This is a genomic window from Neobacillus massiliamazoniensis, assembly GCF_001048695.1.
Taxonomy (GTDB): Bacteria; Bacillota; Bacilli; order Bacillales; family Cytobacillaceae; genus Neobacillus; species Neobacillus massiliamazoniensis.
Map to the genome: position 1 here is coordinate 124,589 of NZ_CVRB01000005.1, position 12,693 is coordinate 137,281.

A 12,693-nucleotide genomic window follows, 5' to 3' on the forward strand; every position below is an offset into this window, starting at 1 on the left:
CTAATTATAACGTAAGCTGGGACACAATTAAACAGATCGTTATTTTGAATATTTTGCTATCCTTTTTAGTCCTGATTAAACCACAGTGGATCTTTGTCATCAACATCGCCATTATAATTGATTAGAATCTCATCTCCTGCTTTTATATCTGTGTAAGCATAAAAGTCAAATGTGTGATTTTTAAAATTAATCTCATAAATTGCATTAGGTTCATAAGAATGGTTAAACAACATTCCATAACCAAGAAGGATCGCAGAATGATTTATCCCATACTCAAATGCGTAATCAGCAAGGAGGGTTTGCTCAATGTATTGATGCTGGTCGTTTGGATAAGAAATGACAGGTGCTTCATGCAAAAGCTCTCCTTTTTTGATATCACATGTAGCAAATACTCCTCTATTGAATTCTCCATCACTTAGTGGAGATGTTTTTACCTCAATCATGTTGTTCGCCTACTCACTTTTAAAATTTTCTTTCTAACTATAACATTAATTTGAACAATGAGCTCTTTTTATTTAGAAAAGAGACTCTTCAATATATCTTTAGGATATGTACTTGCTAACTATTTCCATAACCTTTTCTTAATGTGAAACCGGAAATTCCCAGCCCTAAAAGTTATAAGACCTGCTTTTTTCAACATACTGCTAATTCGTCTTATAACAGCGGGATTTGTGTTCAACCTGCTAGCAATATTTCCGATGTAAGTTCTTCATTTGGGTTAGCGCAATGAGAGCAAGTATATGAAAAGCAATAGCAAGTCTTGTATTGGTCCTTTATTTCACCACCATTGTAATAATTCTTGATACATCAATTATTTTTATCAATGATAGAGGATTAATACAAGATAAAGTATTCGATCATTATCTAGCAAAAGGCATCGTCTACCCGCACCACCATCCTCGGTTTGCAATCGATGAAGATGCCTTAGCAATCGGGGTCGAAGTTTTCTCCATACGGTAATTATTTATTGTGATAACAGACGGAACACAAAAAGCAGGATTCCCAACCTCTTTATCCACTGGTTATGAATCCTTTTTTTGCAAATCCTCATTGCTTTATAACCAACCTGCCCTTAATTTTCAAATATTAATTCGAACATAACGGCTTCAAACAAGACATAAATCCCATTCTTTGGCGGTTCTTTTTTATCAAAAGGAAATTAATTCAGTTTTTTAAATGGTGAAACTTATTGTAATTTTGATGTACCATCTGTATAGTTTATGATCACGCCTTGTTCTACATTGAAAATATATACATTAAACTCTAATTGATTATCTTCAATACTTTTTGCTTGCATATGAACCCCACGGACAACTAGCTCGTTCCCCTTAAAAATTGGCTCAACTTGGTATCTTACGTGATTTCCAGTTGTTTTTAGATAAGTTGCTACTTTGTCTTCATAGTACAGCATACCAGGGTCGTTAAAACTTCTTGTTCCTGTCATTAAATTTTTAAGATTATTATTTTCTCCAGTAAATTGATAACCTATCAGATGACAACGATTATACAACCATTCACGATGTCCATTAACGGTTATTTGTTTGTTTTTCCAACCAGTAGGGTTTACATTAAGACGTTCACGCTTTGCTGTTGGCATCATGGATTTAGATAACATAGCATTAGCAACACCAACACGATTATACTGGTCTAGATTTGAAAATGTTTGCCAGTTCCCCTTACTCAAGCTTAAATCTTCTTTAGAAAAAGTGGTATGGTTATTATTAATCGTTACCGCCTGATTTTTTCCATCATAGGTTAAATTAGCTAATTCCTGGTCATTAACCGTATTAATTTGTTGATTCGGAGCTGCTGTTGTTTCTGTAGCTGCTTTTGTGTTCGGATTTTCTTTTGTTGTTACTACTGCCTTTTCATTTGAAATAGAATTTGATGAAGTGTTATTTTTGGATTCCATATTTGCATTGCTGCATCCAGCAAGAACACTTAAAATGAGTACCACTAAAATAGAAAACTGTTTCATTGTTTTATTCATCTAAACCTCTCCCCCGTAATAATATTACACCTGTATAATCTTACCTCATTTTTAAAATTAACGTAAAAAATGAACATTAAATTAGCAACCAAAATTCTACAAAAATTACACTGTATTATAGCCATTTCAAAACAGCTTAACTAAATCTGTTTTAACAAATATTCGCACACTTTACTCGAACTAAGTCTAGCCGCTACATAAGGTGGCTGGACTCCTCTTGCGCCTTCGAGCGGAAGCCCGAGCCACAAAACTTTCTCGTCAATGATGACAAACGGAAACGGAAAGTTCTCGCCCAGCCAGACATCGCATTTGCTCCACTTTTGATTAGAAATAATGGTTAATTTTATTTGTTTTTCTCTGCTTAGTAACTGCTTCTTCCATTCTTCAGAAACGACAGTTCCCTCCGGCAAGGAGATGGTAATCGATGACTTTGCCGATCTCAGGTCCTCAAAAACAGCTTCCAATTTTCGAGCATGAATCCATCTTAATTTTGGGTGTTGGTTTCGAATCCATGAACCAATTTCTTTTGTTGTGACCGCTTGTTTGTTACGGACCTGATGGTCAACAAGTTGCCGCAGCGTTTTCCTTAGATAAATGTGCTTTTCGATAAAATTTCTATTGCTGACGTGAAGAAATTTTCCTTTCGTTCTCGTAATGGCTACGTTAATTAGACGTTCACTGTCCTTGCCGGTTAGTAGCATACCAGCCCGATCTTGCGGGGCACTATCAACTGTATCAAATATCATCACATCCCGTTCACTCCCCTGGAATCGGTGGACAGTGGCCGCAATAATATCCGCTTGGCTACGCTCTTTCTCATATATTTCTTCAAAAAGCAGCTCCATAAGATTCGCCTGGGCACGATATGGTGTCACATACCCGATCGATTTAGCTCCATTTAAGGTTGCTTCATGAATCAATTGAAAAGACAGCAACAGCTGCCATAGGTTGAATCTGGAATTGGTTGTTTTATCACTAATACAATGCAAGCCCGTGAAACTCGTATCCAAAAGCACAGCAGCATGCTCTTTAAAAGGAGCTTGGCTTGTAATCCTATTTCTGCTTTTATAGACACTTTCGTGATCTCCAACCAGAGAATGATAGATGTACCGATTGGTAAAAGCAGAAATATCAGGGTGCATCCTCCGCTGTTCTTTTAATAAAAAAAGCTGAGGATGAAGCTTCCCTTCATTCAACCATTCCACTACCCTAGCCTTATGGAACACATCCTCTTTCAGCCATTTGGCCACAAGCGGGTCCCGGCTTGAAGCAATCGGAGGTAATTGCTTGAAGTCACCGCAAATAATGACTCGCTTTCCCAAGGCTGCAGCAAAAGCTGCCTGTGGTACATAGGCCATACTTGCTTCATCGAGGATGACGACGTCATAATCCGGTTCATAAACAGCACTGTCACTAGCAGCCTTTGCCAGCGTTGTGCCGACAATGAACGCATCTTTTACTAATTGAACTTCTTTCTTTCGGACTTTTTCCAATAGCCTGGCAATCTGTGTTTCTAGTTCCAGCAGATGATCCGAATCTCGTTTACTAAAAGAATCGACCAAGTCTTGCTTTAAGTGGCGCCTTTCTTCAACTAGTCTCTCTCTTTCCTGTGCAAGGACCGGGTCATGCTTTTCAATGAGCAGATTGGTGGTAATTTCGTGATGGGCTGATAGAGTTTCCCCGATGTTCCCTCCGTAGCGGAGCACATCCCCTTCACGGAATCTTTTTTTCTTTTTAATAAAATTAGTCAGTTCACCCATCAATACATCGACAGCTTGATTGCTATGCGACAAGATCAACACTTTTTTCTTCTGAAAATATTTGTTAGCTGCTGTTCTGGCCAACGTGTATGTTTTCCCGGTACCCGGCGGCCCCCAGACGAAAGTGGCTGGATTGTATTTTGACCGTAAAATCAATTCATGGACATTACTCTTGATCTTTGCCACAGGATGTTTGGATTCCATGGAAGGATTCATCAATCTCTTCACTCTCAGCCGCTTTTGTTTGCTTTTTTTGATTTCATCCAAGCGCTCTATTAATTGTTCAAGCAGTTCCCAAGGGTCATGCAGCAGATATGCATCCGGGATAAGGTCACCAAAGTTTTGTTCTAATGCAAGAATGATTCCCCTGCCCTCAGAGGAAAGCACCTTCCCACTACTTTTCATCGTTCCCCATTCCATTTTTATGGAAGAATTAACTGGTATCCTTAATGAGATGGCTGTATCAAAATAGTAGCTAAAGAGGCCGTCGTTTGATAACAGCCTTCCATTTGTTACAGAATAGCGGCTTCCGCCAAACTTTTTTAAGTGATTAATTTCTTGTTGCAGTGCTTGCTGCCATTCTTTGATATACATCTTGGTTGTTGTCATTTTCTTCCCCTTGTTATTTCCTACTTGTAAGATTGTTTCAAAGTTGGCCCAGTTAAGTGTGTACCGTACTGAAGGTTGCAATGGATACCGATATATGTAACCTTAAATGACCTTTAACACAGCCATTATTTAAGGAAAAATAATAGGGGACGATCAATATCTCGTCCCCTTCTGAAACACCAAATCATTAAAGTGTCTCTTCTCCTAACCGAAATCCTTCCACGACCACCTCTTCATCGACCTCTAGCAACAGGCACCGTTTTCCTTGGTACGTAATGTATTTTACATACTTCAGGTCTTTCGGATCGATGGATACATTGGCCACCTTCGTCTCGATTTTTATCGTTTTCGGAACTAAACTGCTGGCTTTGAATTCATGTTTTTCATCAACCATGATGGATTTAAAGGCATGTTCCACTTTGGCCGTCTCGACATTTTCGACGCCGCTTACCGTTAAAATGCGTTCGATATCCCGAGAATCCAACGTTGGAATCTCACTTTCTTCATTTTCTTTATTCTCTTGCACCAGCTTATCAATTTCCTCATAAACATTGGAAATGACCCGAGAATCCACTTCGTCTCCTATCACTTCTTTTAAGATGAAATCGAAGCAGTCTTTATCTTCCTGGGCAGTTATGATCTCTTCACAATTAAGAACTTCCTCAATGAATCTTACATCCGGTTGATTCGCTTTTCCTGCACAATAGAGAATACGGTTCACGTCTGCAGCATTGTCATTAAAAGCCGGGAAAAGGAAGCCTGATAATGGAGAGTCTAGATTAATGATAGGATCAAAGACGTTATACGGTTTGAATTCTTTCTCAACGTAGTCAAACATCAAGGATTTTTTCGGCAAATCGGTTTTATTGAGACTGCAAAGGACAAACTGATTAGAATAGACCTCGTCATCCCCACCTTCTTCTGATTCCTGATCCCGTTTCCGGGTCGGTTTTCGATTTTCACCCCGGATAAAGGTCGCCACCGTATCAAATTCATAAACCGTGTGAGCAAACATTTTCGTGACGATTTCGAGCATATATTCTTTCCAATCTTCCGTTGCATCTTGTTGTAATCCTTCGAAAAGGAACATTTGAGTGCTGTCTTCCACATCCCGCATGAATTTCAGTTCAAACAGTTTCGTGTCGAGATGACCTGTTAAAACCTTTTTAAAGTTTGCCAAAAACAATTCTTGCGTTTCCTGCTCTAACATTTGAAATGGCTGACTGACATGATGGTAAATCTCACCTGATTCTTTTTGAACATACACATTAAAGATTTCCCGAATTTGCATACGATTGCTATTTAATTTAAATTCCTTACGGATATTTGCGATATCTTTTTTATTCATATCTCTCAACTCCCAATCCTGATTATACTGTTCAGATAAAAAAATAGTAATACTTGATATTTTTTAAATTTTAATGGCGGGTAGAATGAGAGTTCGCATTAAATTTTATTTGGCTAAAAAAGAATACAATTGAAGGAGGCTTGAGTTTTAACCTTTCAAGTTAAAAAACCGCCCATATTGTTTGTTATATCCAAGTTCTACTGTACCGGTTGGGCCGTTGCGATGTTTAGCGAGGATGACCTCAATTTGATCTTTGTGTTGGGAGTCTTTCGTGTAGTAATCGTCTCGATAGAGAAAAGCAATGAGGTCGGCATCTTGTTCGATTTGCCCGCTTTCTCTTAAATCAGAGAGGATTGGATGCTTGTCCTGACGGCTTTCGACACCCCGGCTTAGCTGAGACAGCGCGATGACCACGACGTTTAGTTCTCGCGCCATCGTTTTTAACGCCCGGCTAATTTCACTAATCTCGGCCTGGCGGAATTGCTTATTCTTGGAATGCCCTTCAATCAATTGTAGATAATCGATCACCACCAACATCCTTTTCTGCGTGCCGTACTCCCTCCGTGCCTTGCGAACCTTTGACCAAATATAGGGAATATCCATTCCGGCGCGATCAAAGATATGCAGATTCACCTTGGATAGCCAGCCAATCGTCTCGGAAAATTTTTGCCAGTCTTCTTCTTGAAAATCCCTTTTTGGATTTTTCATTTTGAGGCTGTCAATGTGTCCGGTAAAACCTGCAATCCGTTTCAACAGCTGTTTTTTTGACATTTCGAGCGAAAAGATTAAGCTGATATCTTTCATAGCAGCTTGGAGAGCTAGATTTAGGGCAAAGGCTGTTTTCCCCATGCTGGGGCGAGCACCGATGATCACAAGATCTGATTCTTGAAAACCCCCTGTCAGTCTGTCCAAGTGGGAGAAACCAGAAGAAATTCCGACTAGATCGCCATGGTCTTTCTCGCAATCTAGGAATAAATCGACGAGTATCGGAGTAATGTCCCCGGTATCCTTATCCGTTTGCTCACCCTCAATGTTCATCAAGTCTTGAATGGCAGTATTTAGTGTTTTACTGATTTCATGTTCCCCTGCCTGCTCAATGATTCTTTTCGCAATCTGAATAGCTTTCCGTTTTTGATCGTATTCTTTGACTAATTGTACATAAAAATGAAAGTTGGCCGTCGTGGGAACACTGCTTGCCAAATCGGTAATATAGCTAACTCCTCCGATTCCCACTAGATGGTCTGGCCCCAGCTCTTCGACAACCGAAATCACATCAATCGGCTTTCCCTTAACATCAAGGCTGCGGATGGCCGAATAAAGCAGCCTTAGTTTCGATGAGTACAGTTGATCCGGCTTGATCGTACATTCTTTCACCAAATCTTCATCTAGAAAGAAGGCCCCTACGAATGCTTCTTCAGCTTCCTGATTATAAGGCTCAAATCTGTTCATTTGCTTGCCCCCTCTTAATCCCCAAAATCGCTCTCATTTTTGCTAAATTGTGTTGAACCACTTCTTCGCTTGCTGGGACGTAGTTTCTGATTAGAAGGATTTTTGTCTCTTCCGCATTGGGAATAGTCCTTGAACCTTCTTGTTTATGGACCAGGTCATACAAACACGGGGGATTACATGACTTTGCTACATAGGAAAACAAGTTTTTCTGGACTTCATCGAACGAATACCTTTTTAGCACCTCATGCCATAAGTCTACCTTCTCTTGGTCAAAGGCAAACTGGTCATAAAAAGCGGCAATTTTCTTTAATATTTTGAACGTCTCTTGTTTAATCATCTAAGTTAAAATCCTCCTCGCGATAGATTTTGTTAGAGGATTTCTGATTCAAATACGATTCAAATTTGTTTCCAAATAACGTTTCTGGTCTAAGGTATTTACTCATCTGGGGATGGTTTAGCCATTCGGTCGCTTTTAAATCAATCACTTTTTTAAAATCTTCAAGGGTAAAGCCTTCTCGGAATCTCGCCCTAATTTTTTCCTGGGTCGTGTGTGTACTTGGTTTGTAGCTTGAATTTGTATTTTCATTGAGGTAGTTAATGATCTCGACTGTAGGGATTTTTTGCTCTGACTTGCTCTCTGAAGGATGATCGGGTATGGTTTCGGCTAAGCTCGTATCATCCTCCCCTTCGCTTTCTGAAAAAATAGAAAGATCATCTTGAGGGTTAGTCAGTTCATCGTTCCGGTCTTCTAATGCTTCCACTCTTTCGTAATCAATCGTGTACCACTTTGTTTTGTCCATTTTGGAATAATTCCAGTTCCCTGTGATGATGAGACCTTGATCCTCGAGAGAGTGAATCGTCCGTTTGATTGTGCTTTCTGACCAGAATGGAAACTGCAGCTGCCATGCCTTGTATGTATTGTAAATCCATTTTCTGCCCTCAATTAAATGAGTACTGGATTTAACCCAATAATGAATCTGCTGCAGCACGAGCGCCTCGTTCAAGCCAATCTTCACTGCCAATGCCGGAATTACCATTAGTGGTTTTTCACCAATCAATAAATTACTCATCACTATTCCTCCCTTTTTGGTTCGAGCCATTCATCTTTGCCAGCTGGAGACCGGCTTATTGAACTGCTCAATTACCTTCACCCTTTATATAGGAAAAAATGACCCCAAAAGGACATGGTGGCGGAAAATATTTTTAAAAATAAGGAAAAGACTGACATAGAATGTTCATAAATAAACAATCATGTAGTCAGTCTTTTTTATGATTTTTTCTATTTTTTAAAAAGGAACGACATAGATCTTTTTCTTTGTAGTAATCTCTGTAGTAATCTATGGTATTGCTCTGTTCATGCTAATTTCATCCACGTTTCAGTCTAAAATTATCGAGGGGTCATCTTGAGCAAAAGACTGCTCAGACACTTTTTCATTTTCACCAATTCTCCATTTACTCATCACTTTTAAGTGGTATTTTCATTCTCAATTCTTCAATTTTCACTGAGTTTCCAAGGTACGGCTCAACAATTAAGTATTCAGGAATATTTTTATTGGCTCAAAATAAACACTTACTTTTGATATATCTTTACCGTTACTAGATTGACCACCTGCAGGTAAACCCATCCCTTGTAGTTCTATTCCTTTATCATCGTACAACCGAAAATTCATTGCTGAAATTAAATCCTTACCTTGCTGCTGAGTGAACTCAAAATTTATTTCTGTTGTTGCAGGAGTAAAGGGAACTTTCTTCATTGTCATGGTATATCTTTATATAAAGCTTGCATTTTTCTATTAGCCTACATGCAATGATTGATGCTGCGACCGATGCAAATTCCAATAATGACTCTTCCGGCGTATTAACTCATCATGGGTTCCCTCTTCTATGATTCTTCCTTTTTCGATAACCAGGATTCGGCTAGCATTTTGAATGGTTGAAAGCCGGTGGGCAATTATAAATGATGTCCGGCCAATTAGAATTCTTTCAAGCCCCTTTTGCAAGGCAAGCTCCGTCTCTGTATCTATCGAAGAGGTCGCTTCATCCAAAATTAAGATTTTAGGATCTGCCAATAAGGCCCTGGCAAAAGAGATTAATTGCCTTTGTCCAGTGGAAAGTCTTGAGCCTCTTTCATTTACCTCTGTATCATACCCGTCCTTTAAACTGCTGATAAACTCATGTGCCTGCACTGCTTTTGCTGCCTCAATTACTTCTTCATCCGTTGCATCCAACCGGCCATAGCGGATATTATCCATAATGGTCCCGGAGAAAATAAACGGATCCTGCAGCATGACACCCATTTGCTTTCTGAGAGACGGTATCGTTACCGTTTTGATATCAACACCGTCAATTTCAATACTGCCACTGTTGATGTTGTAAAAACGGCTGATCAAGCTGACAATCGTGGTCTTCCCGGAGCCTGTAGCACCTACGAGAGCGATCGTTTCGCCCGGTTTGACGATAAAATTAATGTTATCGAGGACCTTTTCCTCGCCCTCATAGCCAAAAACGACCTTCTTGAATTCAACCTTCCCTTGGATGGCTGGAAGCTCAGCAGCATCAGAGTCTCCTATAACAGTTGGCTTTTCATCTATCATTTCAAAAATACGTTCCAAATAGGCTTGTGCATTTATAATGGCATTGTAAAAGTTTCCGATATTCGTTAACGGAGTCCAAAACATCCCGATATAACCGACAAAGGCAATTAACGCTCCAACCGTGACCCCATGATTAATCATAGAAATTCCTATAATATAAATAAATGAAATCGTCAGGGTTGAGAGATTCTCAATCGATGGCCATAGAAGAAATTGAATTTTTACTGCCTTCATCCATGAAGTTCGATAGCTTTCAGATACTTCACGGAAAATTCGTTTATTTTCTTCTTCTCTGGAAAAAGCTTGAGTCACTTTTATACCATTGATACTTTCATGAATATAGGCATTCATGTTTGATTGTTTATTACTTAAGATTTGCCATGCTTTTCGCTGAGCATTTTTGATAAAAAAGATCACGACGGCCAAAATCGGAAACCCCACCATCGACAGCAGAGTCATTTTTACATCAATAGAAAACATAAATCCTAAAATAACTAAAAGACTAAAAAGGTCAGTAATTAAATTAACTAAACCATTAGAAAGCAAGTCACTTAATGAATTGACGTAGTTCACCACACGGACCAAGATTTTCCCGTGTGGTCGGCTATCATAAAAAGAAAATGATAATTTTTGCAAGTGCGTAAACAAGTCTTTTCGAATATTTCGAATGACACTTTGCCCGATTTCTGTCATCCATCTAATCTTATATTTTAAAGAAACTCCTGTAATGACAAGTGAGAGAAAATAGATAACTGCTAGACCCCACAGCCCTCCCATGTCCTTTTCTGGTATCTTCACATCAATAGCCTGCTTGATAAGGTATGGTCCAATTAAACTGGCAACACTCGAGATCAGCATTATAACAACGGTTAAAAAAATCGTCTTTTTATAAGGTTTTAAATAAACAAACAATCGCTTTAAATGGATAAAACTAAAAGGCGATTCCAATTCCTCGTCGACATCGAATTTATTGCGCGCCATTTATATACACCTCACTTCCTTACCTTGGTTCCGATCGTCAAAATTCCCAAATTGGGTTTTGAACACATGGTAATAGTAGCCTTTTTTCTTTAGGAGTTCTTCGTGCTTTCCTCTTTCAATAATCCTTCCATTTTCCAATACAAGGATTAAATCTGCTTCCATAACAGAGGAAATTCGATGGGCAATGATAAAACAAGTTTTCTCTTTCAGAATAGGCTTCAATGTATTTTGGATCCGAAGCTCGGTTTCCATGTCCACAGCCGAAGTCGTATCATCAAGGATCAGGATGGTTGGGTCTTTAAGTATAGCCCGCGCCAGTGCAATCCGCTGCTTTTGTCCCCCTGAAAGACCTACACCGCGTTCGCCTACAATCGTGTCATAACCATCAGGAAGCTCGAGAATAAAATCATGTGCCTCTGCCACCTTTGCAGCAAATTGAACCGATTCAATAGAGGCCTCAGGATTTCCGTATGCGATATTCCCCTCAATTGTATCTGAATAAAGGAAAATATCCTGCATGACCATCGCAACATTCCCTCTTAATTTATGAAGATCCCAATCTTTCACATTGACTCCATCCACTCTTACCTCACCGCCGGCCGTATCATAAAACCTGCTTAGAAGATTGACCAATGTGGACTTTCCAGCACCAGTCGGTCCAATAATCCCCACGGTTTGCCCCGGAATCACTTTAAAGGTGATGTCTTCCAGCACCTGTTCATCACCGAAGCTAAAAGAGACATGGTCAAATTCCACGACACCATTGAAATTTTTTACATTGTATTGAATTATTTGATTGGTTATTTTTGATTTTGTGTTTAATAAATCTTCCACTTTTTCTGCAGAAGCAATAAATCTTTGAAGATCATTAATAAGCCATCCGGCCATTCGCATCGGATTGTTGACAGCCCATATCAAGGAGTTAAACGTGACCAGCTGGCCCATGGTAAGGGAACCTTTGATCACCATAAATCCCCCAACTAAAATCATCACAACGGAAAATACTCCGGCAAGTGAATCAAGTACAGGCAAATACTTTTCCCACACACGTGCAGAGAGAAGATTCTTCTCCTTGAATTCTTTGTTCTGAACAGAAAATTTATCAATTTCATAGTCTTCTTTTGCGAAAGCTTTGACTACTCTATTTCCGCTAATGTTTTCCTGTACGACCGAATTTAACTTGGCAAACTGCCCCCTGATTTCCGTAAAAGTCGGTCTGACCGTAAACGCCAACTTGTAAGCAAAAAAGCCGGTAATCGGTGTAATGGCAAGCATCACCAAGGCTAACGGCGGATGAATGGAGAACATGAAGACAATGGCAAAAACCAAAATGGTAAAGTTTTCGAAAATCATATAAATACCCCAAGCAATAAAATGCCGGACTGCTTCCAAATCACCTGTCATCCGGGCCATGATGTCTCCCGTTTTGGTTCGATCATAAAAATTGAAATCCAATTGGTGAAGCCGATCATACAACTTTTCCCTTAGCGTAAAAATAACGCCTTGGGATATACGCTCAAACGATAATTGATAATTATAGCGAATCACAGTTTTCACTATGGTAACCCCAATCATCGTACCTAAAAAGGGCATTAATAAACCTGTCTGATGGCCAAATATAACTTTATCGACGATTTTTCCGGCAATATAGGGATTAACCATATTAAGGGCTGAAATCACTAATGACAATGAAAGACTAATGAAAAATCGATCCCGATAATTCCTTATATAACCCCAAGCCCAACGCATGCTCCGCATGACCCGCTTCCTCCCTTCGTTTTCAATTGAACATAAATATATAATATTTGCCCCTCAGCCCTGATATGTATGGACAAGAAAAGAATAGGCACATTTTATTAAAACACTATCCTTTCCTATCTTTATAGGAAAATATCTTAATTGAGCAAATTCCTTTATTACTTCAAAGAATTTCATCTAGTTTGCTTAGTACTTCCAGATTTG

The 12,693-nt window shown here is 39.3% G+C and carries 11 protein-coding genes; 1 reads left to right on the forward strand and 10 read right to left on the reverse strand.

Annotation, left to right across the window (positions count from 1 at the left end; all coding sequences use genetic code 11):
- Positions 1–65: 65 nt before the first annotated feature.
- On the reverse strand, positions 66–443 hold the full coding sequence (locus tag BN1082_RS22850) for an SET domain-containing protein (RefSeq protein ID WP_090638791.1): 378 nt from the start codon (positions 441–443) through the stop codon (positions 66–68).
- 322 nt (positions 444–765) lie between these two features.
- Between BN1082_RS22850 and BN1082_RS27820 the strand changes: the two genes are divergently transcribed.
- Complete coding sequence (locus BN1082_RS27820; protein ID WP_176699896.1) at positions 766–960, forward strand: hypothetical protein; 195 nt, start codon at positions 766–768, stop codon at positions 958–960.
- 226 nt (positions 961–1,186) lie between these two features.
- Here the strand turns inward: BN1082_RS27820 and BN1082_RS22860 are convergent, their stop codons facing one another.
- From BN1082_RS22860 to BN1082_RS22900, 9 genes are all read right to left on the reverse strand, one after another.
- The gene (locus BN1082_RS22860) at positions 1,187–1,990 is read right to left on the reverse strand and encodes a DNA/RNA non-specific endonuclease (protein ID WP_090638795.1); all 804 of its coding nucleotides are present in this window, start codon (positions 1,988–1,990) and stop codon (positions 1,187–1,189) included.
- 140 nt (positions 1,991–2,130) lie between these two features.
- The gene (locus BN1082_RS22865) at positions 2,131–4,359 is read right to left on the reverse strand and encodes an AAA domain-containing protein (RefSeq protein WP_090638797.1); all 2,229 of its coding nucleotides are present in this window, start codon (positions 4,357–4,359) and stop codon (positions 2,131–2,133) included.
- A gap of 187 nt (positions 4,360–4,546) precedes the next feature.
- Positions 4,547–5,707, reverse strand: coding sequence for a DUF4317 domain-containing protein (locus tag BN1082_RS22870; protein WP_090638799.1), 1,161 nt, complete (start codon positions 5,705–5,707; stop codon positions 4,547–4,549).
- 147 nt (positions 5,708–5,854) lie between these two features.
- Positions 5,855–7,156, reverse strand: a complete 1,302-nt coding sequence (gene dnaB / locus BN1082_RS22875) for a replicative DNA helicase (RefSeq protein WP_090638801.1) — start codon at positions 7,154–7,156, stop codon at positions 5,855–5,857.
- Complete coding sequence (locus BN1082_RS22880; protein ID WP_090638803.1) at positions 7,143–7,493, reverse strand: replicative helicase loader/inhibitor; 351 nt, start codon at positions 7,491–7,493, stop codon at positions 7,143–7,145. Before BN1082_RS22880 ends, dnaB begins: the two co-directional genes overlap by 14 nt.
- A complete protein-coding gene (locus BN1082_RS22885; protein ID WP_090638804.1) occupies positions 7,486–8,226 on the reverse strand; it encodes a conserved phage C-terminal domain-containing protein in 741 nt (246 codons plus the stop codon). The genes BN1082_RS22880 and BN1082_RS22885 overlap by 8 nt, the downstream gene beginning before the upstream one ends.
- Positions 8,227–8,685: 459 nt before the next feature.
- Positions 8,686–8,910 (reverse strand): DUF5643 domain-containing protein, encoded by a 225-nt coding sequence (locus BN1082_RS22890; RefSeq protein WP_090638805.1) that lies wholly within the window; start codon positions 8,908–8,910, stop codon positions 8,686–8,688.
- Positions 8,911–8,949: 39 nt separating this feature from the next.
- Positions 8,950–10,731 carry an ABC transporter ATP-binding protein gene (locus BN1082_RS22895; RefSeq protein WP_090638807.1) on the reverse strand — a complete coding sequence of 594 codons (1,782 nt, stop codon included), beginning with the start codon at positions 10,729–10,731 and terminating at the stop codon, positions 8,950–8,952.
- Positions 10,732–12,489 carry an ABC transporter ATP-binding protein gene (locus BN1082_RS22900; protein ID WP_090638811.1) on the reverse strand — a complete coding sequence of 586 codons (1,758 nt, stop codon included), beginning with the start codon at positions 12,487–12,489 and terminating at the stop codon, positions 10,732–10,734.
- Positions 12,490–12,693 lie beyond the last annotated feature (204 nt).

What these genes read in the sequence shown, in the direction of transcription:
- BN1082_RS22850 (WP_090638791.1), bottom strand. Translation starts at nt 443, where the DNA reads ATGATTGAGGTAAAAACATCTCCACTAAGTGATGGAGAATTCAATAGA.
- BN1082_RS22860 (WP_090638795.1), bottom strand. Translation starts at nt 1,990, where the DNA reads ATGAATAAAACAATGAAACAGTTTTCTATTTTAGTGGTACTCATTTTA.
- BN1082_RS22865 (WP_090638797.1), bottom strand. Translation starts at nt 4,359, where the DNA reads ATGACAACAACCAAGATGTATATCAAAGAATGGCAGCAAGCACTGCAA.
- BN1082_RS22870 (WP_090638799.1), bottom strand. Translation starts at nt 5,707, where the DNA reads ATGAATAAAAAAGATATCGCAAATATCCGTAAGGAATTTAAATTAAAT.
- dnaB (WP_090638801.1), bottom strand. Translation starts at nt 7,156, where the DNA reads ATGAACAGATTTGAGCCTTATAATCAGGAAGCTGAAGAAGCATTCGTA.
- BN1082_RS22880 (WP_090638803.1), bottom strand. Translation starts at nt 7,493, where the DNA reads ATGATTAAACAAGAGACGTTCAAAATATTAAAGAAAATTGCCGCTTTT.
- BN1082_RS22885 (WP_090638804.1), bottom strand. Translation starts at nt 8,226, where the DNA reads ATGAGTAATTTATTGATTGGTGAAAAACCACTAATGGTAATTCCGGCA.
- BN1082_RS22890 (WP_090638805.1), bottom strand. Translation starts at nt 8,910, where the DNA reads ATGAAGAAAGTTCCCTTTACTCCTGCAACAACAGAAATAAATTTTGAG.
- BN1082_RS22895 (WP_090638807.1), bottom strand. Translation starts at nt 10,731, where the DNA reads ATGGCGCGCAATAAATTCGATGTCGACGAGGAATTGGAATCGCCTTTT.
- BN1082_RS22900 (WP_090638811.1), bottom strand. Translation starts at nt 12,489, where the DNA reads ATGCGGAGCATGCGTTGGGCTTGGGGTTATATAAGGAATTATCGGGAT.